This window comes from Seohaeicola saemankumensis (genome assembly GCF_021021435.1).
Lineage (GTDB): Bacteria > Pseudomonadota > Alphaproteobacteria > Rhodobacterales > Rhodobacteraceae > Seohaeicola.
This window is the reverse complement of sequence record NZ_JAINWI010000004.1, coordinates 230,801-256,924: the sequence shown is the minus strand read 5'-3', so window position 1 is coordinate 256,924 and position 26,124 is coordinate 230,801. Positions and strand designations below refer to the sequence as shown.

General features: G+C 58.2%; 25 protein-coding genes. 10 read left to right on the top strand and 15 right to left on the bottom strand.

What is annotated here, in order from left to right:
• Positions 1-4: 4 nt before the first annotated feature.
• Together secB and K7H22_RS03105 are read right to left on the bottom strand one after the other, a co-directional pair.
• Positions 5-511: a protein-export chaperone SecB gene (gene secB / locus K7H22_RS03110; RefSeq protein ID WP_230799264.1), complete on the bottom strand. Its 507-nt coding sequence runs from the start codon at positions 509-511 to the stop codon at positions 5-7.
• Positions 512-570: 59 nt separating this feature from the next.
• On the bottom strand, positions 571-1,086 hold the full coding sequence (locus tag K7H22_RS03105) for an FxsA family protein (protein WP_230799263.1): 516 nt from the start codon (positions 1,084-1,086) through the stop codon (positions 571-573).
• Between the two features lie 105 nt (positions 1,087-1,191).
• Here K7H22_RS03105 and K7H22_RS03100 point away from each other — a divergent pair, with 105 nt between their 5' ends.
• The 3 genes from K7H22_RS03100 to K7H22_RS03090 are packed head-to-tail and all read left to right on the top strand — an operon-like array spanning position 1,192 to position 3,484.
• The gene (locus K7H22_RS03100) at positions 1,192-1,851 is read left to right on the top strand and encodes a Tim44/TimA family putative adaptor protein (protein ID WP_230799262.1); all 660 of its coding nucleotides are present in this window, start codon (positions 1,192-1,194) and stop codon (positions 1,849-1,851) included.
• Positions 1,848-2,900: a murein transglycosylase A gene (locus tag K7H22_RS03095; protein ID WP_230799261.1), complete on the top strand. Its 1,053-nt coding sequence runs from the start codon at positions 1,848-1,850 to the stop codon at positions 2,898-2,900. Before K7H22_RS03100 ends, K7H22_RS03095 begins: the two co-directional genes overlap by 4 nt.
• Positions 2,897-3,484 carry a Smr/MutS family protein gene (locus tag K7H22_RS03090; protein ID WP_230799260.1) on the top strand — a complete coding sequence of 196 codons (588 nt, stop codon included), beginning with the start codon at positions 2,897-2,899 and terminating at the stop codon, positions 3,482-3,484. Before K7H22_RS03095 ends, K7H22_RS03090 begins: the two co-directional genes overlap by 4 nt.
• Here K7H22_RS03090 and K7H22_RS03085 read toward each other — a convergent pair.
• The 3 genes from K7H22_RS03085 to hslV are packed head-to-tail and all read right to left on the bottom strand — an operon-like array spanning position 3,481 to position 6,542.
• Positions 3,481-4,599 (bottom strand): alpha/beta hydrolase, encoded by a 1,119-nt coding sequence (locus tag K7H22_RS03085; RefSeq protein ID WP_230799259.1) that lies wholly within the window; start codon positions 4,597-4,599, stop codon positions 3,481-3,483. The genes K7H22_RS03090 and K7H22_RS03085 overlap by 4 nt on opposite strands.
• 54 nt (positions 4,600-4,653) lie before the next feature.
• A complete protein-coding gene (hslU, locus tag K7H22_RS03080) occupies positions 4,654-5,961 on the bottom strand; it encodes an ATP-dependent protease ATPase subunit HslU (RefSeq protein ID WP_230799258.1) in 1,308 nt (435 codons plus the stop codon).
• Between the two features lie 23 nt (positions 5,962-5,984).
• On the bottom strand, positions 5,985-6,542 hold the full coding sequence (gene hslV, locus K7H22_RS03075; RefSeq protein WP_230799257.1) for an ATP-dependent protease subunit HslV: 558 nt from the start codon (positions 6,540-6,542) through the stop codon (positions 5,985-5,987).
• A 99-nt stretch (positions 6,543-6,641) separates the two neighbouring features.
• Here hslV and K7H22_RS03070 point away from each other — a divergent pair, with 99 nt between their 5' ends.
• Positions 6,642-7,553 carry a hypothetical protein gene (locus tag K7H22_RS03070; protein WP_230799256.1) on the top strand — a complete coding sequence of 304 codons (912 nt, stop codon included), beginning with the start codon at positions 6,642-6,644 and terminating at the stop codon, positions 7,551-7,553.
• Positions 7,554-7,609: 56 nt separating this feature from the next.
• Here the strand turns inward: K7H22_RS03070 and trxA are convergent, their stop codons facing one another.
• The 8 genes from trxA to regB all read right to left on the bottom strand — a co-directional run bounded on the left by trxA (position 7,610) and on the right by regB (position 19,599).
• Positions 7,610-7,930: a thioredoxin gene (trxA, locus tag K7H22_RS03065; RefSeq protein ID WP_230799255.1), complete on the bottom strand. Its 321-nt coding sequence runs from the start codon at positions 7,928-7,930 to the stop codon at positions 7,610-7,612.
• 56 nt (positions 7,931-7,986) lie between these two features.
• A complete protein-coding gene (gene addA / locus K7H22_RS03060; protein WP_230799254.1) occupies positions 7,987-11,364 on the bottom strand; it encodes a double-strand break repair helicase AddA in 3,378 nt (1,125 codons plus the stop codon).
• The gene (gene addB / locus K7H22_RS03055) at positions 11,361-14,297 is read right to left on the bottom strand and encodes a double-strand break repair protein AddB (RefSeq protein ID WP_230799253.1); all 2,937 of its coding nucleotides are present in this window, start codon (positions 14,295-14,297) and stop codon (positions 11,361-11,363) included. Before addB ends, addA begins: the two co-directional genes overlap by 4 nt.
• Complete coding sequence (locus K7H22_RS03050) at positions 14,290-14,982, bottom strand: nucleotidyltransferase family protein (RefSeq protein ID WP_230799252.1); 693 nt, start codon at positions 14,980-14,982, stop codon at positions 14,290-14,292. Before K7H22_RS03050 ends, addB begins: the two co-directional genes overlap by 8 nt.
• Positions 14,958-15,977 carry an aminoglycoside phosphotransferase family protein gene (locus tag K7H22_RS03045; RefSeq protein ID WP_230799251.1) on the bottom strand — a complete coding sequence of 340 codons (1,020 nt, stop codon included), beginning with the start codon at positions 15,975-15,977 and terminating at the stop codon, positions 14,958-14,960. The genes K7H22_RS03050 and K7H22_RS03045 overlap by 25 nt, the downstream gene beginning before the upstream one ends.
• On the bottom strand, positions 15,970-16,446 hold the full coding sequence (tsaE, locus tag K7H22_RS03040; protein ID WP_230799250.1) for a tRNA (adenosine(37)-N6)-threonylcarbamoyltransferase complex ATPase subunit type 1 TsaE: 477 nt from the start codon (positions 16,444-16,446) through the stop codon (positions 15,970-15,972). The genes K7H22_RS03045 and tsaE overlap by 8 nt, the downstream gene beginning before the upstream one ends.
• A gap of 52 nt (positions 16,447-16,498) precedes the next feature.
• Positions 16,499-18,082, bottom strand: coding sequence for a PAS-domain containing protein (locus tag K7H22_RS03035; protein WP_230799249.1), 1,584 nt, complete (start codon positions 18,080-18,082; stop codon positions 16,499-16,501).
• Positions 18,083-18,201: 119 nt separating this feature from the next.
• Entirely contained in the window at positions 18,202-19,599 is a 1,398-nt protein-coding gene (gene regB, locus K7H22_RS03030) for a sensor histidine kinase RegB (protein WP_230799248.1), read from the bottom strand.
• Between the two features lie 96 nt (positions 19,600-19,695).
• Between regB and K7H22_RS03025 the strand changes: the two genes are divergently transcribed.
• On the top strand, positions 19,696-20,325 hold the full coding sequence (locus K7H22_RS03025) for an SCO family protein (RefSeq protein WP_230799247.1): 630 nt from the start codon (positions 19,696-19,698) through the stop codon (positions 20,323-20,325).
• A 101-nt stretch (positions 20,326-20,426) separates the two neighbouring features.
• The gene (locus K7H22_RS03020; protein WP_230799246.1) at positions 20,427-20,978 is read left to right on the top strand and encodes an ActR/PrrA/RegA family redox response regulator transcription factor; all 552 of its coding nucleotides are present in this window, start codon (positions 20,427-20,429) and stop codon (positions 20,976-20,978) included.
• Here the strand turns inward: K7H22_RS03020 and K7H22_RS03015 are convergent.
• Positions 20,967-21,314, bottom strand: coding sequence for an Hpt domain-containing protein (locus tag K7H22_RS03015; RefSeq protein ID WP_230799245.1), 348 nt, complete (start codon positions 21,312-21,314; stop codon positions 20,967-20,969). The two genes, K7H22_RS03020 and K7H22_RS03015, sit on opposite strands and share 12 nt — an antisense overlap.
• Positions 21,315-21,453: 139 nt before the next feature.
• Between K7H22_RS03015 and K7H22_RS03010 the strand changes: the two genes are divergently transcribed.
• Entirely contained in the window at positions 21,454-22,746 is a 1,293-nt protein-coding gene (locus K7H22_RS03010) for a PP2C family protein-serine/threonine phosphatase (RefSeq protein WP_330165827.1), read from the top strand.
• Here K7H22_RS03010 and K7H22_RS03005 read toward each other — a convergent pair.
• Positions 22,735-23,187, bottom strand: coding sequence for an NUDIX hydrolase (locus K7H22_RS03005; RefSeq protein WP_230799244.1), 453 nt, complete (start codon positions 23,185-23,187; stop codon positions 22,735-22,737). The genes K7H22_RS03010 and K7H22_RS03005 overlap by 12 nt on opposite strands.
• Positions 23,188-23,292: 105 nt before the next feature.
• Between K7H22_RS03005 and K7H22_RS03000 the strand changes: the two genes are divergently transcribed.
• Genes K7H22_RS03000 through K7H22_RS02990 form a run of 3 tightly spaced genes read left to right on the top strand, consistent with a single transcriptional unit; the run spans position 23,293 to position 26,034 of the window.
• Entirely contained in the window at positions 23,293-24,291 is a 999-nt protein-coding gene (locus K7H22_RS03000) for an Hsp33 family molecular chaperone HslO (RefSeq protein WP_230799243.1), read from the top strand.
• Entirely contained in the window at positions 24,281-24,880 is a 600-nt protein-coding gene (locus tag K7H22_RS02995; RefSeq protein WP_230799242.1) for a CoA pyrophosphatase, read from the top strand. Before K7H22_RS03000 ends, K7H22_RS02995 begins: the two co-directional genes overlap by 11 nt.
• Positions 24,880-26,034: a CCA tRNA nucleotidyltransferase gene (locus K7H22_RS02990; RefSeq protein WP_230799241.1), complete on the top strand. Its 1,155-nt coding sequence runs from the start codon at positions 24,880-24,882 to the stop codon at positions 26,032-26,034. Before K7H22_RS02995 ends, K7H22_RS02990 begins: the two co-directional genes overlap by 1 nt.
• Positions 26,035-26,124: the final 90 nt, after the last annotated feature.

The following is a 26,124-nucleotide window of genomic DNA, read 5'->3' as shown; positions in this document are numbered from 1 at the left end:
AAATTTAGGCGTTCGGGGTCGGTGCCTGCTCTGCCTGACGGCGCGACAGTTCGCTCCGGTAAAGCTGAACGAAATCAATTATATCCATGTTAAGCGGCGGGAAGCCACCGTCACGTGTCACGTCGGACACGATACGTCGCACAAACGGGAATAGCATACGGGGGCATTCGATCAGCAGGAAAGGATGCATCTGCTCGGTCGGCACGCCTTCGATATGGAATACCCCAGCATATTCCAGCTCCAGCAGAAACAGTTTCGAAGTGCTGTCCTTGACCGAGCTGTCAACGACAAGCTTCAAAGTCACTTCATACTGGTGCTCTGTGGTGCGCTTCTTCGCATCCAGATTCACTTGTACTTTGACGTCTGGCTGAACCTCGCCGCTGACGCCTTTTTGCGCCAGCACATTCTCAAAGGACATATCCTTGATGAACTGGCTCAGGATGCTCATTTTCATCTGCGGAGCTTGCGCTGCAGGTTGAGCGGATGTGTCGGCTACGCCATTCTCGGCCATGGGAAGTCTCCGGATGAATTAAATATTGTGAGGCTGTCTATCAGGCGCTTGGTCCAGCCTCAATGCCTGGTCCAACCGGAAGGACGATGGGTTGGACGTTTCCCGGGATCAACCTCCTGAAACTCTCCATCAATGATGTCGGGCCTATGCGACGATTGACCGCGCGACCGGAACGGGTCCCTGTCCGGCGATTGGAAAGGTTCGTTTCGACCCATCTCGAACCGCGCCACCTTCACCCTTGCCTTCAGAAAACGGAAAACGGCTGTCCGGATTGCAGGAACCAGCAGGGCAAAGCCCATGGCGTCAGTGAAAAACCCCGGTGTCAGCAGAAGCACGCCTGCAATCAGAACCATTGCGCCATGGGCCAACGGCTCCGTCGGATCGTTCAGTTCGGAAAAGGACCGTTGCAGGTTCATCAGGGCCAGACGGCCCTGTGTCTTGACAAGAAAAGTCCCGATAATGGCCGTCAGAACCACGATACCCAAGGTTGGCCACAAGCCGATCAAACCGCCCAATTGTATAAAAAGGGCGATCTCGAGGATCGGTATTGCGACAAATGCAACGAAAAGCCACATCTGCATCTTCCTTTCATTCTCGGCCATGGTGGACTTGGCCTATCCCAGCCCCTACATAAGGACCAAGTTATCTCCTTTCCATGCCTGACCCCTCGAGAGGTTAAAATGAATTCGCCCATACTTCAGCTTCTGGTTCTGGCCGGCATCGCTGTTTTCTTGATCTTGCGCCTTAGGAACGTCTTGGGCACACGCGAAGGCTTCGAAAAGCCTGCAGTTCCCCGCGACGCGCCCGAGCCTGCGCGCAAGCGTGGCTTCGAGGTGATCGAAGGCGGGCCGGATCATGATATTATCGACAATGTCGAACCCGACAGCGAAGCCGCAAAAACTCTGGCAGCGATGAAGCGCGTAGAGCCCTCGTTCAATGTGGCTGAGTTTCTGCAGGGCGCGCGCTACGCCTACGAAATGATCCTGATGGGTTTCGAGCGCGGCGATATGGACAGTATCAAGCCATTCCTCGCTGATGATGTTTACGATACCTTCGCCGAAGTTGTTGCCGTGCGCGAACAACAGGGCCTGAGCATCGAGGCCGAGTTTATCGGCATCCGTGAAATGACCCTGAGCCATGCTACTTTCGACAAGGACAGCAATCTTGCCGAAGTGTCGGTCAAGTTTGTGGGCGAATTGACATCGGTCGTGCGCGATAGCAATGGCGAGATCGTTGAAGGCAAACCGAACGAGATCAAGCGTCAGAAGGACATCTGGACCTTTGCCCGCGTTCTGGGCACGGATGATCCGAACTGGCAGCTTGTCGCCACGGGCGAATGATCCGTACGCTGAAAGCTCTGGCCATAGGTTGGCTGACAATGACGGCTTCTACCGCACAGTCTGAACCAACCTATACGGTCCTTGATTTCAGCCAGTTGGACGGCTGGGCTGCGGATGATCATGCCGCAGCCCTTCGTGCATTTCTGAACACCTGCGCCGACATGAAAGACCCCGACTGGTCCAGCCTTTGCGCCGTTGCGCAGGCAGAAGCGCGGCTTCATTCAAATGCCGCGTCTTTTTTCGAGCTATTCTTCAGGCCGGTTCTGATCGAAGACGATGCACCGGGTCTTTTCACCGGCTATTTTGAACCCGAACTGACCGGCTCGCTGACGCCTAGCGCGCGTTACCGGTTTCCGATCTACCGCATGCCACCCGAGGCGAGGGACGCGTCGGTCTGGCTGTCACGCGCCGAGATAGAAACCAGTGAACTGATGAAGGGTCGCGGGTTGGAAATTGCTTGGGTTGATGACCCAGTCGAGCTGTTTTTTCTGCAAATTCAAGGCTCGGGCCGTGTAAAACTGCCCAACGGGCGAAATATACGCGTCGGCTATGCCGGTGCGAACGGACATACCTACCGCTCGGTCGGGGCAGAGCTTGTCAGACGCGGCACTTTCCAGCCGCATCAGGTCTCTGCCGAGGTCATCAAGAACTGGGTGCGCCGGAATGCCGAAGAAGGGTTGGAGCTTTTGCGCCATAACCCGTCTTTCGTGTTCTTCCGCGAAGTCAGCCATGTTCCAGCGGACAAAGGCCCTTTGGGTGCAATGAACCGCTCCGTTACGGATATGCGCACGATTGCTGTAGACCCTGCATTTACCCCCTTGGGCGCTCCTGTATGGATCGAGAAAGATGGCGCCAACCCGATGCGCCGCCTGATGATCGCGCAGGATACAGGATCCGCGATCAAGGGCGCGCAACGGGCCGATATATTCTTTGGCACAGGCGATGCGGCGGGTCGGGAAGCGGGACAGTTGAAAGACCCCGGACGGATGGTGGTGTTGATGCCAATCCAGCGGGCTTATGCGCTTGCGACGGTGGACGGGCCCGAATGACCCGGCGTCGCCTTCGGCCAGACGAAGTCGAACTTTGGCGGCAGATCGCCGCGACGACCGACAGGATTCACCCCGAACTCCCGCGCGCTGATGATCTGACCCCAAGACCCAAGCCAAAACCACATAAAACAGCCAAGCCGCGCTTGCCGGAATTCGCCATCGGGCAGGCAGCGCGGACATCCGCGGCGCCGCATGATTTAAAGCCAAATCTGATAGACAGGCTGCGATCGGCACCCGTCAGCATGGATAGCAAAGCATTTGGTCGCATGAAGCGCGGCAAGCTTGTGCCCGAGGCTCGCATCGACCTGCATGGGATGACCATCGACCGCGCCCATCCTACATTGACGTCGTTCATCCTGCGCGCTCAGGCCAGCGGCAAACGGCTTGTGCTCGTGATCACCGGCAAGGGCCGTGACCGGGACGAAGGCGGACCGATCCCTGTGCCGCGGGGTATTCTGAAGCATCAGGTTCCGAACTGGTTGTCGATGCCCCCGCTGGCGCAGGCAGTGCTGCAGATCACCGAAGCGCATGTGTCGCATGGTGGTGCCGGGGCCTATTACGTCTATTTGCGGCGTCACCGTTAACCGGGGCGTTGATCGTATTGCAGGACGAGAGCGGGTGATAGGATCAACTGCGTGGCATTGCGCACTGTCAGAACCGTTCCGGGCAACAGGCCGGTCTGTCCGGCAGTGTCGCGCTGAAAGGCCGAGTTCAGATCATCGCTCTGGCTGAGCAGACGGATCAGCAACGGGGACGATCCCAAGGTGAAGTGACGTGCCCCATCCCCGTCTGCGAAGCTGCTGACATCAATGATGCTGACCGGGTATTCTGCCAGACGGGATGGATCGGTCAGCGTGCCCAGCCGTTCGGCATCGCCATTGATCCGCGCGGATAGCATCAGCGCCCTGTCGTGGCGGGAGACAAAAATCGCGAAGGGTTCGGGAAGCGCGGCTATACGGTCAGCCTGCGTCTTGAACAGATCGACATCCAGATCCGGCGAGACCAGAACGACCCCGGCGAGTGCCTGTTTGCTCCATTCCGGAGTGCGGATTTCGATCTGGCGCAGGCTTTCCATCACAAGCATCGTACCCAGTGAATGGCCGACAAGGACAATCCTGTTGGCACCGGATGCAGCGAGGTCGCGCAGCACCTTTTCCAGCCCGTCCCGCGCAAAAAGGACGCTGTCGCGGTCATAGGTATATCCCAAAGGGTTGGCGGCGCTGGGCCATGAGAAATGTAGCGCGACGCCGGGCAGGTCGTAGTCGTGCTTCATCTGTGCCGCGCGGAATACGCCGTCGAAAAAGCTGTTGTTATAGCCGTGGACGTAAAGAAGAACCTCGCGCTGGTCTGGTGGTAAGGCGGCGAGGGTGGCTTTGATATCCGCCTGGAAGGGCGCTGCGGTGGCGTAGTCCTGCTTGGTAGCGACCGTGAAATCAGTGCGGGGATTGGGGGCAGTGTAGCCATAGGTGATACGTCCCGGCACATGTGCGGGCGGGATGACCACTTGCAGTTTTGTATAGCTGAGGTCGCTGGCGCGTTCGCCGCTGTACCACCCGACCTCGTCGGCTTTACGATGCGTCGCGACATAGATGGCATGCGGCGTGCCGATCGCTGCCGCCTGTGGCGTCAAAGGGACAAAGCCCCTGTCGGCGCACGCGGACAGCGTCACGAAAACGGACAAGACCAAAAGCCAACGCATGAAAACCACCCCGCGTTTTACAGGGTCAGGTTTAGCGTTGCTTCGTCATCAAAGCTAGAGCATGTAGCGACTGATATCAGCAGAACGCATCAATTCGCCAAGGTTTGCATCCACGAAGGCGGCGTCCACGGTGACGCTTTGGCCAGCCTTGTCGGGGGCGGTGAAGGACAGCTCTTCGAATACCCGCTCCATCACCGTATATAGCCGCCGGGCGCCGATGTTTTCGACGGTGTGGTTCACCTCGGCCGCGATTTTTGCCAGCGCGGCGATCCCTTCATCGGTGAAGGTGACTGTCACCTCTTCCGTCGCCATCAGGGCGGAATATTGCAGTGTCAGGGCGTTTTCGGTTTCCGTCAGGATACGGACGAAGTCACCCTCGGTAAGGGCGCGCAATTCGACCCGGATCGGCAGACGGCCCTGCAATTCGGGCAACAGGTCCGAAGGTTTGGCGATGTGGAATGCGCCAGAGGCGATGAAGAGGACATGGTCCGTTTTCACCGGGCCGTATTTGGTGCTGACCGTCGTACCTTCGATCAGGGGCAGAAGGTCGCGCTGCACACCTTCCCGGCTGACATCTGCACCACGCGCGTCCGAACGGGCGCAGACTTTGTCGATCTCGTCCAGAAAGACGATACCGTTCTGCTCGACCGCTTCAATCGCACTGCGATTTACGGTCTCGTCATCCAGCAGCTTATCGGCCTCTTCGCCAATCAGAATGTCATAGCTTTCTGCAACCCGCAGTTTCTTGCGTTGCTTGCGGCCGCCAAATGCTTTCCCGAACAGGTCGCCCAGATTCATCATCCCCATCTGGCTACCCGGCTGTCCGGGAATATCCATGGTGGGAAAGGGGCTTGACGTATCAGCCACGTCCAGTTCGATGATTGTGTCATCCAGCTCGCCCGCTTTCAGCTTCTTGCGGAACATCTCGCGGGTACCTTCGCGCGCATCCTCGCCGGCAATTGCGGTGATCACCCTTTCCTCTGCGGCTTGATGCGCCTTGGATTTCACATCCTCACGCATATGCTCGCGGGTCATCGCGATCGAGATATCCACCAGATCGCGAATGATCTGTTCCACGTCGCGCCCGACATAGCCCACTTCGGTGAATTTCGTCGCTTCGACCTTGAGGAAGGGCGCGCGGGCCAGTTTGGCCAGGCGGCGGCTGATCTCGGTTTTGCCGACACCAGTGGGCCCGATCATCAGGATATTCTTGGGATAAACCTCGTCGCGCAGATCATCGCCAAGCTGCTTGCGCCGCCAGCGGTTCCGCAATGCCACGGCGACAGCGCGTTTTGCATCTTTCTGGCCGATGATGAACCGGTCCAGCTCGGACACGATCTCGCGGGGGGTAAGGTCTGTCATGATATTCCTTCCGGTGAACGGGACTACTTCCGGATCTTCTCAACCGTCAGATTTCCATTCGTGTAAACGCAAATGTCCGAGGCAATCGCCATCGCCTTGCGCGCAATGTCTTCCGCGCTCAGGTCGCTATCCATCAGGGCGCGGGCGGCGGCCAGGGCATAGTTCCCGCCTGATCCGATGGCGGTGACATTATGCTCGGGCTCCAGAACATCGCCTGCGCCGGTGATCACATAGATGTCAGCACCGTCGCTCACGATCAGCATCGCTTCCAGCTTCTGGAGATATTTGTCTGTGCGCCAATCCTTGGCCAGTTCGACCGAAGCGCGCGCCAGTTGTCCGGGAGTCGCCTCCAGTTTCGCTTCCAGCCGCTCCAGCAGAGTGAAGGCATCCGCCGTTGATCCGGCAAACCCCGCAACAACGTCAAACCCACCGGGTGACAACCGCCGAACCTTGCGCGCTGTGCCCTTGATGACTGTCTGCCCAAGGCTGACCTGTCCGTCACCTGCAATCACCACTTCGCCGTCTTTCTTGACGCCGATGATTGTCGTGCCGTGCCAGCCGGGAAAGTCCTTGTCTGCCATTGAGGTCTCCTGTTCCTGCCCGCTATATGTAACCTGAGGCCGCAAGGCACAAGAGCGGTGCTTGCTCTGTGATCGGTGCTCTTTTACCGTCAGCAGATCATGATCGACCGGACCGTCACTTTCTATCTGGATGAAAGCCTGCGCAAAAGCGCCATGGCAGGGACGCATAATTTTATCGGCAAAGTCGTGTCTGTTCTGGTTGAGGCAGGGCTTACCGCTGAGTATCGCGCCAATTCAAGCGCAGCGCGCCTGTCCTCTGCCCTGCGATCCGGCTATGCCCTGTTTCACATGGATCAGCCGACGCATGGCCGCGCATTGACGATGCGGCGCGTCTATCACTATCCGTTCTGGCAGATCGAACCCACGACAGAGCGTTGGGATTGGCATGTTGCAAGAACAGAGTTCGACCCCGCCCAAGTTGATCCGATCGAGGCGCGACGCTTCCATACATTCTGGCGCAAGCGGCTGTTTCCTGAGGTGGCAGAGGTCACGCGCGACGGATTTGTGTATGTGCCGCTGCAGGGAAGGCTTCTTCAGCAAAGATCGTTTCAGACAGCCTCGCCGATCGAGATGCTCAGGTCTGTGATGGATCATGACCCTGACCGGCGGGTGATCACCACATTTCATCCGGGCGAAAGCTATACCGATGCCGAACGTCAGGCGGTCTATGATCTGGTCGACGAAAACCCGCGCCTTGGTATCAAAACAGGCGCGATGGACAGTCTTCTGCCCGCCTGCGATTATATCGTAACGCAGAATTCATCTGTTGCCTTCAACGGGCTTTTCTTCGCAAAACCCTTTGTCCTTTTCGCGCGCAGCGACTTTCACCATGTTGCGGCAAATGTGCGGACACTGGGCATTGAAGAGGCGTTCCGCGCGGTTCACGAAATACGGCCGGATCATGCAGCCTATTTATGGTGGTTCTGGCAAAAAATGGCGATCAATGCCGGACGCCCTGAAGCAGAAACACAAATCCGTGCGGCGCTGAAACGGTCGGGCTGGCCCGTCTGATCCACACAAAAAAGGGCGCCGCAAAGGGCGCCCTGTTCCAGTCGGCAGCGATCCTGTCAGATCGAGCCTTCGATCCAGCTTTGCAGCGCGGCTTTTGGCGCCGCTCCGGCGCGGTTCGACACAACCTGACCGTCCTTGAAGATAAACAGCGCAGGAATACCGCGCACACCCATCGCAGCGGCGGCATTGGGATTGCTGTCCACATCCACTTTTGCAATCTTTACGCGGCCTTCAAACTCGGCTGACAGCTCCTCCAGAGCGGGTCCGATCTGTTTGCAGGGGCCGCACCATTCGGCCCAGAAATCTACCACAACGGGGATATCGGAATTTTTGACTTCGGCGTCGAAGGTCTCGTCTGTTACAGCAACAGTCGCCATTGGCTTTCTCCTGTAGGAATGGTTGGCCGCAAACCTATGGACGCAGCGCGTCAGCGTCAAGGGATGGTGCTGCGCTGCAGCGCCTGCATCACAAGTTCGGGGGGCAGTTTCATCAAAGAGGTCGTGCTGGTCCACACTATCGCGGTCTCGATCTCCCTTTCTGGAAAAATCTGCGTCAACGCAGCTGCATAAGCACCCATCTGGCGCAGGATACCTTCGGGGCAGGACGCAGGCGAATGCGGAACAACGGCGTTTGTCTTGAAGTCGATTGCAAGAACCCGCTGATCGGAAATAATCAACCTGTCGATCACCCCACTGATGCGTCGTCCGCCAAGCGCCTCGATGCTGGCAGAAACGGGCACTTCGGTCAGGGAATCAGAGGTGAAAAGCCAGTCGAGATGCGGCGCAGACAGCACTTTTCTGGCTTCTTCTACCAATAATGGGATGTCTTCGGGCAGGGCGGGCTCTTCTCCTGCCACTAGGATCTGGGACGCAAGATCATCCCAGTCAGCAGGGTTTATTGCGGGCAATATTTCCAGCAGCAGATGGATCTGATGCCCACGCTCTTTGGCGGCGTCTTCGGTCAGACCACCTTCGCCGGGCAATGCCTTGTCCCCTCCCAGATCCGAGGGGCTTAGCGTTCCGGCTTTAGCCGCTGCATTCGGGGACGCATACTGAAAGAACACCTCAAGCGTAGCAGGAACCGGCTTTTCCTCGGCCTCCTGCTGGCTTTCAGGCAAAAACCAGTCGCCACTATCCAACCGCATGCCAGCGCCGAACCCGAAATCATGGGTGACCGCACCTGTCGCCTGCATCGCGCTTTCCACGCGGTGGAACCAGCTATTGCCATCCTTGCCAAGATCGCCTCCGGCCGCAACGACCAGCCACTTTTCCGCGCGCGTCATCGCGACATAAAGCAAACGGTCTCTTTCCGCCTCTTGCGCCGCCTTCTGTTTCTCCTGCGCGGCAAGCAGGGGGCCGGGCGCTGAATCGCTAGCTGCTTTCCACAGAGCATTGCCATTGTGAAGCACCATCATGTCGCGGATCGTGTTGTCCCGCCGACCTGAATCAGGAAGGATCACCAAAGGGGCCTCCAACCCTTTGGCACCATGAACTGTCATCACGCGAATCCGGTTCCCTGCACTATCCATCTGGCGTTTGATTTCCAGATCGTCGGTCTGCATCCAGACAAGAAACCCTGTCAGACTGGGGATATTGCCGCGCTCATAAGCCAGCGCCTGCGCCAAAAAGGCGTCTATCCCGTCTTCCGCCTCTTGCCCCAGCCGCCCCAACAGTTTGCGCCGCCCGTCATGGCGTGTCAGGACGCGTTCGATCAGATCGTAGGGGCGTAGAAAGTCGGTTTGATTTCTCAGGTCGTCAAGAATCGCCAGCGTCGCCGAATGCTGATCTGTTTGACGGCGCAGCGCCTCCCATAGATACCCTTTTCGGCCCTGTGCCAGCGTGAAAAGCTGTTGTTCGCCCCATCCGAACAGCGGCGATTTCAGCGCTACCGCCAGTGAAAGATCATCCTCGGGTGTTGCCAGAAACGACAGCAAGGCGGCCAGGTCGCGCACGGCAAGCTCAGCGCCAACCTTCAGACGATCTGCGCCCGCGACCTCAAGCCCGTTTTCCTTGCAGGCGCGGATGACCTCATGAAACAACGACGAGCGTCGCTGCACCAGTATCATGATGTCGCCCTCGCGGATGGGCCGCATTTTGTAAGTGCCGGTATTGCCTATCTCGACAGGGATCATCTGACCTTGATCCATCATCCGGCGGATCTCGCGCGCGATGCGCTCTGCCAGAAGCACCATGTGATCACGCTCTCCGCGCTGATCAACCGGATCATGCCACGCCCCTTTGTCGGGATTGTCGGGTTTCTCGATCGCTGGCCAAAGATCGACACGACCCGGCATGTCGGCTTTGAAGGCCCTGTGAAGAGAGTCCGCAGCAAAGCCCGAAACTTCGCGACCGCGGAATGTCTGATCCACCAATCGCAAGATCGCATCGGCCGAGCGAAAGGAAAACTCCAATTCCATCGCGGAAAGCGGTTGATTGGTATTCCCAAGGCGCTGGGCAAATTCCGCCTGCATTCTATCGAATTCCCGTGGATCAGCGCCTTGAAAAGAATAGATCGACTGTTTCTTGTCACCGACGACAAAGATCGTGCGGGCGACATCGGCGCGCGCACCCGCACCGCTGGTGAACTCTTGCGCCAGACGCTCGATGACTTGCCATTGAACAGGGCTGGTATCTTGCGCCTCGTCCACCAGAATGTGGTCGATACCGCCATCCAGCCGGTACAAGACCCAGGACGCTACTGCTGGATCTGTCAGCAAATCACGGGCCTTCACGATCAGATCGTCAAAATCCAGCCATCCGCGCAGCAGTTTCTGACGCTCGTAAGCCGGAAGAAAGGCGCGGGCAAAGCGGTGCAGAGCCAAGGTTTTTTCAGCGGCATCCAAGGCAATCCGCATTTCCCGCGCTTGTTCAACCCGTTCCATCCACGCATCCAGGGCTGGCATGATCTCGGACAGGGACTCGCGGCATGATTTAGTAGGGAAAGACCCTATCTTGGCGCTAAATGGCTCTTTTGCGGAGGGACCGGTCAGAAAGATGCTTTCCAGCTCGGGCAGTTCGGAAATGTCTGTACCTCTCAAAGCGGCAAGGCGAACACCCGCCTTGTTGTCATTTGTACCGCTATCCAGAAGTGCGGGAACAATCTGGCGCAATATCTCCGGCTCGTCACGATTGAACACTTGCCCCATAAGATCCGACTTCTGGAAGCCTGCCGGAAGATCGAACCATTCCAGTATTGTGTCGCGCGTGACGTCCGGCGGAAAGGCCGTGCGCTGGGCGGCAATGCCCCGCGTCAGATCGTCGAAATCCTGCCCAGAATAGACATGCGCCATGGCTTCGACCAGATCGGCTTGTTGACCATCGGCCATGTCCTGCACGATCTCAGCCCGCAACCGCTTGGCAGTCTGATCTTCCATCTCGGTGAACTGGGGCGTGACGCCTGCCTCCAACGGAAAGCGCCGCAGCACCGAGGCGCAGAACGAGTGGATCGTTTGAATCTTCAGTCCGCCCGGTGTTTCGATGGCCCGCGCGAACAGGGTTCGCGCCTGCCGCAGATCGTTAAACGCAACCGCACCCTCTATGCCGAGATCCTGAAGCGCCGCCCGCAATTCTGTATCCGGCAACATCGCCCAGCTTCCCAGCCGCTTGAACAGGCGGTTCTGCATCTCGCTTGCGGCGGCTTTGGTATAGGTCAGGCACAGGATATGCTGTGGTTCCACCCCTGACAGAAGCAATCGCGCCACCCTGTCTGTGAGCACGCGGGTTTTGCCAGACCCTGCATTTGCCGACAGCCATGTCGAACTGTCAGGACGGGCAGCCTGAACCTGCCGTTCTGTTGCGTCATCCCGCCTCATACCAGATCCTCCGGTATGGGATCTTGCGTTGCATCCCATTCGCCAAAGCGGGCAAGCTGGTCGTAATCGCCTGCCTCGCCTTCTTTGAACATGGCGCGCCGCGAGGTGTATCCGCGACTCTGATCCGAATAGGCGCGGATCAGCGCCGAGAATTCCTGCCAGACTTTTTCGGGCGGTTCGTCCTCTAGCGGGGCGGGTTGTTCTTTGCGGGCGCTTCCAACCCCGATATACGCGGCTTTTGCGACTGGTGCGGGATCAATCCCCTCGAATGCACCACGTTCAGCCATCGCGGCTTCCAGCAGCAACTGCTTTTCAAAGAATGTCTGCTCGTCCTTGGTCGGTAGGCGACCGGTTTTATAGTCATAGATATGCAAGGCACCATCTGCGTCGCGGTCGATGCGGTCTGCCTTGACGGTCAGGGTAAAGCCGAGGTCTTCAAGACGAGCCGCCCCCTTCCGTTCAAAAGCTTCCGGAAGCGCCTGTGCACGGCGGTCTTTTTCTGTGGCCACAAACCAACCCGCGGCACGTGACAGTCGCGCTTTCCATAGAACGCGCATTTCAGGCCAGGGCACGCAACGAGCAAGCACAGCATCTGCCAGCGTCATCAACACTTCTTCGGTCAGGCCGTTGGGATCATCATGCAGCCCTTTGATAAAGGCCTCCAGAATATCATGCGTTACGATCCCGCGCAGTAAGGCGTCAGGTGCCTGCATCAGGCTGTCCAGTGGCCGCAGTTTCAGGACATGCCGCGCATAGATTGCATAGGGATCACGGATCAGCCGCTTGATCTCGGTCACTGATAGTTGCTTGGGGCGCAGATCAACGGGCGGGCGTGGGGAGGGCCGCGATACAGGCTCTTGCCGGACGGGGGTTTCCAGAAGCTCGGTTTTTCTGATCCATTCGGCACCCTTTGCGCGCATGCGTCTCACAGCGTCCGGCCCGCCTTGATCGGGTAAACCTTCCAGCAGGTTCAACGCACGGCTCAGCCAGCGGGACGGCACGGTCTGTGCGTCGTCGGACCGGATCGACCGCGTCAACCAAACCTCGGGTGCTGCGATGGCCTGTTGGAAATCATGGGCTGAAAGACCGATCCGCCGTTCTGGCAGAAGAAGGCCCGCATCGTGGCGCATCTTGCGGTTCAGCCAGGGGTCGGGGCTTGGCATCTCAGGCCAGCTTCCCTCATTCAGCCCGCCGAGAATCACAAGATCCGCGCCCTGAACGCGAGCTTCCAATGTGCCCCAGATCAATATGTCGGGATGCGGCGCGTCACGGTCGCGCACTTCGGCACCTGACAGGATCGAGGTGAACAGATCGGCATAATCCGTCGCGTCCATGACGCCGCCAAATCCAGCTTCACGTTCCAACATATCTATGACGCGTCGCGCTTCCCGGCCCGCCTTTTCCAGCCACAGCTTGCCCTGCCCTTCGCCGGTCACACCCTGTGCGATCCGTCCTGCAAGGTCCAGATGGGCGGCTAACCTGTCGGATAGCGGCTGGTCGCCAGAACTGCATCTGTCGACGAAACAGGATATGATCCAGTCGACCCACTCTGTTGCATCCTGTTGCTTGCGCGACTTTGCCCAATCCTTAAGGCTTGCGGCATCGGGGAACGGCGGCCCTTTCCGGCGCATATACAATTCCAGCTCGCGGCTGAGCAACAGGTGATGACCGCGATCAGACCCTGAATGCGCCAGCGGATGGTTCAAGAGCGTAATTAGCGCCTCGGCGGTCAGTTTATGCTGGAACAGAGCCGCAACATGGCGCAAAAACCGACCTGGAGGCGACAAGTTCAAGGGCGTGCCTGCACTGTCATCGGGAAGGATATTCCAGCGATCCAGCGCTGCCGTCACCTGTCTCGACAACATCCGGTCTGGCGTAATCAGGGCTGCTGTTACCCCCTCCTCCGCGGCCTGCCTCAGCCGCATGGCGATCGCCATTGCTTCGGCGCGCAGCGAAGGTGCCTCGACCAGAGTGACATCTGCCACGGCATCAGGGATATCGCGCAGCTTCGGGCCTTCCGACAGCCATTGATCGGTGACAGGTGCAGGCCGCAGCGCCAGCGACATAAAAGCATTGCGCGGAGGGCTTGGTGCTGCCGTGTCCGACCAAAGGCGGACTCCGGACGGCGCAACCCCCATCTCCTGCGTCAGCAGGCGAAACCTGTATTGCGGATGATCCTCGGCAATCAGAGCGCTGTTCAGGTCGGACCACGCCTTTTCGGGCATGTCGAAATCGAAACCTGGCAACACGATTGCGCCCTGCGGCAGATGTGCCACAGCGGACATGAGCAACCTCGTCGTGCGGCGCGACCCGGTCGATCCGGCAAGTATGACAGGATGCTCGGGCGGTCTGTTTTTCCAACCGGCGATCAGGGTTTCAATCACGCGTCTTTGCCGAGATTCACGATCGGGCGCGTTGCTGTCGCCGTCGAAAAACTGTTGCACGATGCCCAGAAACTGCTGTGCGCGTGCCCAGTGTCCGGACTGATCCGTCACATCCAGATTGCGAATTATGTCAGGGCTGACCCCTTCACCCTGCATTTCATCAAGCAACTGCGCCAGACTGTCAGACAGATCGTAAAGCGAGGCGCGGGGCGCTAGGTCCGGCTGACTATCCAGAAGCCGCGAGACAAGCTGCGAGATTTCCAGCCTGCGCCGCAGGGGTGAAACGGCAGGCGGAATCCGCGAAAGCTCGGCATAGTCCCCCAGATCGGTGACAAGCTGGATACGCGGTAATAGACATGCAGGGCCTCGATCAAACAGATCGCGGATGCGCCTTGCCATGCGCCGCGTGTTGACGATCAACTGGACCTGCGCCAACGCCTCCGGCGGCTTTCCGGACATTCTGGCTCTAAAGCCCTCGACCACGGCCAAGGGAAAATCGGCGCCCGGCGGCAAGCCGAAAAGGCGAACCTTGTCTTTAGGGTCAAACATGCGGGTATCCGATCATCTGCTCGGCCAAGGTGATACCTTCCGGTCGCCCGACGTCGCACCATCTTCCCGGATAGCACAGCCCGAAAAGGCGCCTCTTCTCCAACATCCGGTCCCACAGGATATTCAAAGAGAATGCTGACTGTGCAATCGACCCCAGCCCGTCAGTCTTGATGATTTGCACGCCGCCATAGATCAAGCCCCGTCCGCGGGTCAAGCGACCGTCGTCAGCCAGCAGAAAATCACCCTTTCCTGTATGCCCCACGGCTTTGTCGGGCCGGATACAAACCAGAAGGCCGTCCATCTCTTGCGGGTTCCATACGTTCTTTGCCAAGGTCAGTGGATTTGGCCCATCCCAGACAGCATCCGTGTTCATGGTAAACACTGGTCGGCTGCCAAGTAAGGGTAGCGCATGGCGAAGACCGCCGCCGGTTTCCAGTATGTCCGGTTCCTCGATCGATGTCTGCACGCCCTTGCCGTCCAGATGTGCAACCAGCATCTCCGCCTTGTAGTGAAGATTAGCCACTTTTTGCGGCAGACCTGCATCGGTCACCAAGTCCAAAGCATGATCAATCAATGGCCGCCCCGCAACGCGGATCAAAGGTTTGGGCCTGTCTGCGGTCAGGGCACCCATACGGGTGCCGAAACCGGCGGCAAACAGCATTACGGCATGGGGATCGTCGCACATCTGTCCTTGAGACCTTTCAGGATGTCGTCGCTGGGTGCAGGAAGCGCGTCACGGATCAGGTCCGCGACAGATAAAAGCGCGGGATGTTCCAGATCCCGCAGCAATAGGCCCCAGACCCGCGGGATAAGGTCGATGTAATGGGGTTTGCCACCCATGATGCAAAGCCTGCCGAATACACCAAGAATACGTAGATTGCGCTGCACACCCAAGACCGCATAAGCGGCGCGGAATATTGGCTCATCCTGCCCCGTTGCCGCGACATAGCGCCCAATCATGGCAGCTTCGACCTCGGACGGCACATCGCGGCGGGCGTCTTGAAGAACGGACACCAGATCGTAGGCGGGGTGACCCGCCATCGCATCCTGAAAATCCAGCAGGCCAACGCGGGCTGGTCCTATCCTGTCCGGCAACCAGATCAGGTTTTCGGCATGATAGTCGCGTTGGATGAGAACCGAGGTCTCACTGGCATGTTGGTGTAAAACCGGACCGAAGGCCGCGCGAAAGGCTTGTTCGGATGCACCATCCGCAGGCTTTGACCCCGCAAGATACCACTTCCACGCAAGGGCGGCCATTTCCAGCATCACAACAGGATCATAGGCAGCCAGACCCTGAGGCGGGGGCGCGCGGTGCAGGTGCACCAGCGCATCGGTCGCTGCTTCGTAAAGCGGGTATTCCAAAGCAGGATCACGCGAGATCACGCGAGCAAAAAGGTCGTCGCCAAGATCTTCCAGAAGCAGAAACCCGTGCACATCATCCTCTGCCAGAATGCGGGGCGCGCTGAGACCCAGATCACATAGAAACCGCGCAATATGGACGAAAGGCCTGATATCCTCGCCTTTTTCACGAGGCGCATCCATCAGGACGGCGCTTTGCCCCTGCAGATGTAACCGCTCATACCGCCGGTTCGAGGCATCCCCCGCAAGTGGTTTACGGACAGACCCTGACCAATCGGTTCGCGCAATGAATTGATCAGCAAGAGTAGAGCGATCAGTCATGTGATAGTCCTTTCAGGCGGGCGTCCCATGACGGCGCATCCCAAGTCAATATCAACTCGCGCATGTCATTGGTTTCGCCTTGCGACAGCGTCAAGGTCAGCGCCTTCGCCGGTTTCAGCGCGCCCAGACGATCCGGCCATTCGACAAGGCAGATTGCGGTGTCGAACGCGTCCGACAGGCCAAGCTCGCCAACCTCTTGCGGACCTGAAAGACGATAAAGGTCGGCATGCCAGATCTCTGTGTCGGGCAGGTCATAGGTCTGCACAAGCGTGAAAGTCGGGGAGGGCACATCCTCAACCACCTCCATGCGCGACTGGATCAGGCTGCGCGCGAAATGCGTTTTTCCAGCGCCGATCGGCCCCTCCAGCAGCAGTGTATCACCGTCATGCAAAAGCATCCCAAGCCGCGCGGCAAGAGCGGCGGTCTGGTCAGGTGAGGTCAGGGTGAACTTGAGAAGGTGCTGCGACATTGGCCCAGACTAACCCGACCAGAATCGCCTGCAAGAGCGATACTGCAAATGGCTATGCGGAACTGTGCAAAACGGCGTCCAATACGGGCACCGGACACTGGTCTTTCGGCGCGAACAGAACCAGCGTTGCGCCGCCCGCCATCGGTGTCACCTGACATGTGATGGTGCGCCCGTCCCGTAACAATACATCGGCATCCCAACTTGTCCGCTCGCCGAACTGGACGACAAAATCACGCAAGTCACCCCAAACCGGAGTAGGCTTGCTGGCGGCTTGCCAGTGTCGCGAGGCATCCATGACCGAGATATCGGCAAATCCGGCCTCCGCGTCCAAGCCCCACATGGTGCAGTAGGCTGTATTCGAGAAAGCCAGAACGCCCGATGACGAAAAGACCGCGATCGATTGTTCAAGCGTGTTAAGTGCGGATTGCGCTAATTCCAGATTCGAGCGGAACCGCCGGGTCAGTGAAATCTCTGCGCTGATATCCTCGAACAGAAACGCCACCGCGCCGTCGGGATGGGGCCTGCCACTGATCCGATATGTCAGACCAGAGGGGAGGGTCCATGTCTCGCTGTACTGGTCATTATCAGCCGCCGCCACCAGATCGGTAATCTGGTCGCGCCAGGACCTGTAGTTCTTGGGTTCAGGCATCATCCGCCGGTCGCGCAACTGGTCGAAAAAGGACAGCAGATTGGGCCGCGAGCTAAGGAATTCGGCACTGAGGTAGGTCAGGTCGATCAATGCCGGGTTGAACAGGGCCAACTGGCGTTTACGATCGAAAATCGCCAGCCCGATGGATAGTTGAGCGAAGGTCTTTGTGAGCGTTTGCACAAAGTTGCGCTGTGCTATCTCGGCATTAACGACAGCATTTACGTCTGTCGCATAGTTCATCCAGCCCGATTCAAGTCGTATCGAACGAATATCGAACCAGTAGGGCTGAACCGATCCGTCAGGTGTAATGGAGACCCTGCAGGATGAGGTGGCATTTTCCGTTTCGAATGGCGGATCGAACAATGGCTTGTCTGACGATCCCTCTGGCAGTCCGCCCGAGAAACGCTCGACAAGGGCCTTATAGGCTGTGTTGGCCCATTGCACCTTACCGCTGTAGTCGGATTGCCAGATCGGATAGGGCGCGCCCGTCACGGCTTGCCGCAACCATCCTGCCTCATCCTTTTCGGGAATGAACGATTCTGGTGCGGGTTCTATCAACGACAGTCTTGCGTGGTTGTCCCACCAGTCCAGCACCAGCAGCGCACCATCATCGGGATGATGTGCGGGCAAATTGACCTGTCCGCTGCCATCCTGCCACAACGGGGATTCAGGTAGCGCGGCAAACCTTTGCGAGAGGGCGTTCCTGACGCGATCCCAGTCATCCAGACCAACACCATCGGGTGTTTCAGTGTCGCTGGTATCTTCAAAAACCTCGGAAGCGCCGTCGGTCATTTCAATCAGGACGCGGTCCTTGAAAAGAAAGGCGATGTTGCACGCGGCGTCGGCGGGCCAGTGTTCGGTTGGTTTGTCAGGCGATACCTTCTGCCTGCGCCAGTCCACCGTGACCAGAAGCGCCAACAGCAGAACGCCTGACAACAATCCAGCAACAACAGCCATTACATTCTGTGGCTGGTCCAACAGGCCCATTGCATATCCCCCGAAAACAGCGCGCGAGGCAGCTTGAAGGCGAAACTGTTAAAGACCGGTTAACGATAATCGCGGAGCAGGCGTGATCATGTCGATGGCCACCGGCAAGCGGCGCAGTCTCAAATTTCCAAGCGTTTGTTTTTTCGCATCGGCACGGAATTCGCAGCATTCTGTGCGTCGATCTTGGCGCGTGGCCAGACCACCTCGACAATAGCGCCGCATTTCTGCGGTTGCTCTGTGGTGGCAAGATAGGGATCGCGCCCGTTCGCAAAACTCAACTCGGCACCGGACCGTTCCAGCAAAGTCTTGGCGATAAACAGTCCAAGGCCCATACCCTCGTATCCGGGGCGCTGGGCACGATCCTGACCGCTCCGTCGCAAGCGCATGAACGGATCTCCGATCCGCCCCATGATATTTGAAGGATATCCCAAACCATCATCCATGATCCGAACCGAAACGGTATCATCGTCCCAAGTCGTCTCGACCCAGACATTCGCGCGGGCAAAATCGACACCGTTTTGCAGCAGGTTCCTGAGCCCGTGCACAAGATCAGGCCGACGTAGTACAAGTGGCTGGTTCTGGCCGTCTTCGACGCTTTGACCATCCTTGAAATGTATCTCCTTGCCACGGTTAAGATGAGGCGCCGCAGCCTCACGGATCACAGTGCCCAAGGGGGCTTGACGCAGCATCAAGTCATCCTTGCCTGCGCGACCCATGGATTGCAGGATATCGCGGCAGCGATTGGCCTGATCACGGATCAACTTGGCATCATCCTGAAGTTCGGGAAACGCGTTCAGCTCTTCGATCAACTCGGCACTGGTCAGTTTGATCGTCGCCAGAGGCGTTCCCAGTTCATGCGCCGCTGCGGCCACCACACCACCCAGATCGGTCAGCTTCTGCTCGCGCGCCAAAGCCATCTGCGTTGCCTGCAAAGCATCCGACATCGAATGCATTTCCTGTGTCACACGCCGCGAATAGATGCTGAGGAAAACGACCGCAATTGTGATCGCAACCCAGTTTCCGAACACAAAGATGTCAGGGACGCGCAGCAAAAAACCCTGCTCTGTCAGCAAGGGTAGATGGAACTCTGCCAGCAGGGTTACGGCAAGGATCGCTGTGATACCCAAAAAAACCGTGGATCGCAGGGTCAGAACCAACGCCGACACCGTGACCGGTCCAAGGATCAGGATGTAAAACGGGTTATGCAGGCCGCCGGTCAGATACAACAACAGAGAAAGTTGCAGCAGATCAAACAGGACCATAAGCAAATTTTCTGTCTCGGACAGGCGCTTATTTTCGGGGAAAATGAACATGGCGATCAGGTTGCCCATCACGGACACGCTGACCACCAAAAGGCACAAACCCATCTGGATTTGCAGGCTGTAAGCTTGCTGCGCTACAAACAGCGCAATGAGCTGCCCGCAGACCGCGCCCCAGCGCAAAAGGATAATTGTGCGCAGGCGCACCCAGTTCCCGCGCTCGCGGCCCTTGAGAACGCCAAGTTCCATATCGGTCATCTGCGCGCCTTCGTCCCGTTGCATGTCCGGCCCAAGTCGTAAATATGAGCCTCGACCGGATGAAAAGCCAGTCCTGTCCGGAAAAAGGAGAATGCCATGCTTCGTGTCTATGCTATTGCAGCCGCCGTATTTGTGTTGGCCATAACAGGTGGGATTTTCGCCTATACACAATTTGCAGGGACACCCGACAAATACGCCCAATGCCGCTCGACCGCGATAGCGGGCGGAGCGTCGCAGATTGGCGGTCCGTTCACACTGATCGACGAGACAGGGGCAACGGTGACAGATGCCGATGTGATCGACCAGCCGAGTCTGATCTATTTCGGGTATACATTTTGCCCCGATGTCTGTCCGCTGGACACGGCACGCAATGCCGAAGCGATCGACATTCTGGAAGAGCGCGGCTTGATGGTAAAACCGGTCTTTATCTCGGTCGACCCCGAGCGTGATACCCCCGAGGTCGTCAATGACTTTACCGCCAACCTGCACGAAAGGATGCTGGGTCTGACAGGCACACCGGAACAGGTGCGTGCTGCAAGTCGCGCATACCGGACGTTCTATCAAAAGCAGGAGCCGGCGGTGGGCGACGAGGACTACTATCTCGTCGACCACTCGACCATGAGCTATCTGGTTTTTCCACAAGAAGGCTTCATCGAGGTTTTCCAGCGTGCGCTGCGCGCGGATGACGTTGCCGACAGAATTCAGTGCTTTCTGGAGGCACGTTGATCTAGGTCACGGGCTTCACGGTTGCGGCAGCACAGTTTGACGCCTGCGGGGACGCGCTATAATAGCTGTAAGCAATCGTTTATTGATCGGGGGAAATCCGTGTGGCTGAAGACCTGAACGATATCGGGGAAGACAGAACACTTCTTCTGGTGGACGACGACGACGCTTTTCTGAAACGTCTTGCTAAGGCGATGGAAAAGCGCGGATTCGAGGTTGAAATGGCGGGATCGGTGGCTGCTGGTAAAGCCATCGCGACAGCCCGTCCGCCGGCATTTGCAGTGTGTGACCTGCGACTAGAGGATGGCAACGGGCTCGACGTGGTCGAAGTGCTGCGCGAGAAGCGTCCTGACTGCCGGATTGTGGTGCTAACCGGTTATGGTGCGATCGCAACTGCTGTTGCTGCGGTCAAGATCGGCGCGACAGATTATCTGAGCAAGCCCGCCGATGCGACCGATATCACCAATGCGCTTCTGGCAACCGGAGCAGAATTGCCGCCACCGCCCGAAAACCCGATGAGCGCGGATCGCGTCCGCTGGGAACACATCCAGCGCGTTTACGAACTGTGTGACCGCAATGTTTCCGAGACAGCCCGCCGCTTGAACATGCACCGCAGGACGCTTCAACGGATATTGGCGAAACGATCACCCCGCTGAGGAATGGCAAGACAACTGACCTGGTAGTTCAGCCAGAAAAGACGCTTGTGCGATTTCGTAGGCTTGGATGATTTCTGCAATATCGACATCTAGCGCCTGCCCTTTGGCTGCGACGCTTTCACCATGCTGGCAAAGCGCCGCGACCTGCGTGAAGCCGAGGTTCAGAACACCGCCTTTCAGAAAGTGCAGATCATTTTCCAGCCCGCTTTGATCGGGGTTGTCGTGCAACCGGCTGACGACATGTCCGGTTTCCGCAAGAAATAGGTCGACGACTTCGGCAAAACCGTCGCTACCGATTTCATCATGCAGATCGCGCACACGCTGCCAGTCAATCATCGACTTCTCCAGTCTTCGGGGTCCAGCATAGACCACAGCCGATTAAAGCATTGTAAATGAATACAATTCTAACATTCAAAATCTGTTAAACCCTTGTGGGCTAGACAGCCTTTTCAGGTCGCGAAAGGGGCGGGCAAAGGTGGCGGGTCAGACGCAACTTCCACATGAAAACCGACAGGATTTAGCTGACGCCGCGGCGACCCCGCTGCACGTTCTTGTTGTGGACGATAGCAGTCTTCAAAGGCGGATACTCGCGGCCTCGTTGAACCGTTGGGGTTTTCGTGTGACCGAAGCCGCCAGCGGACAGGACGCGCTGCGGGCATGCGTGATTGATCCGCCCGATCTTGTACTAAGCGACTGGATGATGCCCGGGATGGACGGGCTGGGGTTCTGTCGGGCGTTCCGCAAACTACCGCGCGACGACTACGGCTATTTCATCCTTCTGACATCAAAAAGCGAAAAGGACGAAGTTGCACTTGGGCTTGATTGCGGCGCGGATGATTTTCTGACCAAACCGGTCAATCCCGCCGAACTGCGTGCGCGCATCAGTGCCGGAAAGCGGATCATCGACATGCAGCGGCAGGTGACCGAGAAGAACCGCCTTCTGGCCGACGCGCTGCAAGAGTTACAGGGCCTCTACGATGCGCTGGATAGCGATTTGATCGAGGCGAAGAAGCTGCAACAATCGCTTATCCGTGACCGGTTCAAAGATTTCGGCAATGCGCGCATGTCTCTTCTTCTGCGTTCCTCGGGGCATGTGGGCGGGGATCTGGTGGGTTTCTATCCCGCGGGTGAGGCGCATATCGGTCTGTTCGCACTGGATGTTTCGGGTCACGGTATCAGTTCAGCACTGATGACAGCACGATTGGCCGGCTACCTGTCGTCATCCTCGCCAGAGCATAACATCGCTTTGTCCCGCACGGCAGAGGGCAGCTACGCCGCTTTGCCGCCTGCCCATGTCGTTGAGATGCTGAACAAACTTGTTCTGCAAGAGCTGCAGACAGAGCACTACTTTACCCTTCTACTTGCAGATGTGGATCTTGTCAGCGGTCGTGTAGTGATGGTGCAGGCAGGTCATCCGCATCCCGTTGTGCAACGCAGAAATGGCCAGCAGGAGGTTTTGGGGAAGGGTGGTTTGCCTGTCGGCTTGATACAGGATGCCGTATTCGAAGAGTTTGAATGCACTCTGACAGCAGGGGACAGGCTTTTGATCCTGTCGGATGGCGTCGTTGAATGCCCCGATCCACAGCATGCAGAATTGGGTCCGGAAGGTGTGGCCGCGATGCTGGACCGCTTGCGCGATCTGTCGGGCACCGCACTGCTTGAGGCGATGATATGGCATTTGACGGATCACGCCAAAGGGGAAGATTTTCCGGATGATATCTCGGCAATCCTACTGGAGTTTGAGGAAGGAAAGGTTCTAGCCCCTTGAGAAACGGTCAAGTGCCAGCGCTACGAAATGCCGGTCTCCGGCATTGCCCAGTTTTTGCGCCGCAAGGCTTGGAGGCATCCAAACGGCCATATGACCGGCTTCGGTCGGGGGTCCGATGCGGCGGACTGCGCGGGCGAGATAAATCATACACAGCTTTTCAGCCCATAGATCGTATTCCGGCATATAGGTGAACCGCCGGAACGCCCCTATCCTGCGCGGCGCGGCGATGCTCCAGCCGGTTTCTTCGTAGACTTCCCTGTGTAGGGCGGCCACAGGCGACTCGCCCTGATCAATCCCGCCACCTGGCAACTGGAACTCCGGTAAAGGTTCCGACTGATGGGTCAGCAGCAAATCGGCTCCCCTTGTCAGGATGGCATAGGCTCCTGGCCTGCGCTTGTAGACTTTGTCTTGCCGTGGTGTTTCGCCAAAACGTCTGATCATCTTGCCCATCCATGCGTCTGCGGTCTGGCAGCCATGCCCTTGGCCCCTGTCTTGCCCCGCCTATATAGTCGCGGTATGCCAAGACAAGGCGCTTAAGGAAACCCCATGACACTTGGATCAAAAATCGCCTGGGACGACACGGTATTGCCGTTCCAGCTGGACATGTCTGATATTCGCGGCCGTGTTGCCCGACTGGACGGGGTGCTTGACGGCATCCTGAAACAGCACAACTACCCGTCGCAGGTCGAAGCACTTGTGGCCGAAATGGCCTTGCTGACCGCTTTGATCGGCCAGACAGTCAAACTGCGCTGGAAGCTGCAATTGCAGGTCCAGTCGAACGGTCCGGTGCGGATGATCGCCACCGATTATTATGGCCCCACCGAAGACGGGGAAGCGGCGCGCATTCGCGCTTATGCCAGCTTTGACGCTGACAGGCTGACGGATGGCCCAGCCTTTGACCAGATCGGCAAAGGTTACTTTGCCATTATGATTGATCAGGGCGAAGGCATGGCCCCCTATCAGGGCATCACCCCGCTGGCAGGCGGCTCGCTTGCCGCATGCGCCGAGGCCTATTTTGCACAGTCCGAGCAGTTGCCGACCCGCTTCGCGCTCAGCTTTGGAAAATCCACCGAACGCGGCGTGCGAGAATACTGGCGCGCCGGTGGCGTCATGCTGCAGCATATGCCAAAAGCATCGCCTTTCGCGAAAGGGCCGGAAGCCACTGGCGATGACGGATTGCTGCATGCCCGTGATCTTGTGGACGGTGAGGAAGGCGAGAACTGGAATCGTGCGAATGTGTTGCTGGACACGGTCGAGGATCTGGAATTGGTGGGCCCGCGTATCGCTCCGACAGACCTTCTGGTGCGGTTGTTCCATGAAGAGGCACCGCGGGTTTTCGAGGCGCAGCCGGTCCGGTTTGGCTGTTCCTGCTCGGAAGACAAGGTGCGTCAAAGCCTGTCGATCTACTCGGCCAAGGATATCGCAACGATGACCACGGATGAGGGGCAGGTAACGGCAGACTGCCAGTTTTGCGGGGCACATTATGTGCTTGATCCGGCAACGCTGGGTTTCGAAGCCAAAGGGTCGGATGGGAATGAGCAGTGATCCACTCTCCCATGTGATCGCGGCTTTGGGTCGGACTGGCCGTACATCCTCGGATTTCGATCTCAATCCGGATGTGGTTTTGCCCGCAGACCGCCGTTTACGACCTGCGGGCGTTCTGGTCCCGTTGATCGAGCGTCCGTCCGGTGTGCAGGTGATTTTGACCAAACGGTCCTCGGCGCTCAAACATCATCCGGGGCAGATCGCCTTCCCGGGTGGCAAGCAGGACGAGGGCGACCATGATGTGATCGCTGCAGCCCTGCGCGAGGCCGAGGAAGAGATCGCGTTGCAACGCAGCAATGTCGAGGTCCTTGGCACGCTTCCTGCGCATGAAACGGTGACTGGTTTTATCGTGACCCCCGTTCTGGCACGCGTCAGGGCCCATTTCGACCCTTTCGCCGAACCGGGCGAGGTTGCCGAGGTTTTTGAAGCCCCGCTTGCCCATGTCACGGACCCCGCCCGTTTTGTTGTCCAGTCGCGGCGCTGGCGCGGACAGCGGCGGCACTACTTCACAGTGCCTTATGGTCCTTATTACATCTGGGGCGCCACGGCGCGTATTCTGCGTGCCTTGGCTGACAGGATGGACCCCTGATGCGGATTGCTGCGGACTGGATTGCCCGACCCGAAACCCGCGCTGTCTGCGACATGCTGCGCGATGCGGGCCATAAGGCGTTGTTTGTCGGCGGCTGCGTCCGCAATGCGATCATCGGCGCCCCCGTGACCGATATCGACATCGCCACAGATGCAAGGCCGGAAACGGTCATGGAACTGGCCAAGGATGCGGGTCTTCGACCCGTGCCTACCGGCATTGATCATGGCACGATTACAGTGATTTCAGGGGGCGTTCCGCACGAGGTCACGACCTTCCGGCGCGATGTCGAAACCGACGGACGGCGTGCCATCGTCGCATTCTCGACGCGGGTTGAAGATGACGCGCTGCGGCGCGATTTCACTATGAACGCGCTATACGCCACGACCGAGGGCGAAGTGCTGGACCCTCTGGGTGGTCTGCCCGACCTGATGGCACGGCGCGTACGGTTCATCGAAGATGCAGAGGCCCGCATCTCCGAGGATTACCTGCGTATCCTGCGATTTTTCAGGTTTCACGCATGGTATGGTGACACAGCCGAAGGCCTTGATCCGGTGGCCCTTGCAGCGATCGCCGCGGCAACAGACGGGTTGTCGCAGCTATCGCGTGAAAGGGTTGGTGCTGAAATCGGCAAGCTGCTTTCGGCGCCTGATCCGGCACCCTCTGTCGCCGCGATGCGTGCTTGCGGTGTCTTGTCCCGTATCTTGCCAGGTGCCGATGACAGGGCCTTGGCACCGCTTGTGCATCTGGAATTGCAGATCGGAGGCGCACTTGACTGGCTTGTCCGGCTGGCGGCGATAACCGGACCCGAGGCCGCAAACCGTCTGCGCCTCAGCCGTTCGGAGGAGGTGCGTCTTTGCACCTTGCGCGACGAGCTGGGGTCGATGCGCGGTGCTGGCGAATTGGGTTTTCGGCATGGGGCAGACAATGCGATGGCGATTCTGCTCCTGCGCTGTGCCGTCATGGAAACCCCGCTGGAGAACGGCGCGCTGGACGCGGCGAAAAATGGAGCACGTGCTGTTTTTCCCCTACGAGCAGCCGACTTGATGCCCGCGCGCACAGGTCCGGCGCTGGGCCGCGAGCTTGAACGGCTCAAGTCAATTTGGATCGCCTCGGATTTCGCATTGACGCGCGAGGAATTGCTGGAGGCGCGCTGATCCACGTGCCGGTCTTGCAGTCCGGAACGATCAGGGCTTTCTTGACCGCTGGCGGCACGGGCTAGTTTCAGCAGTAGAAATTGATCAAAG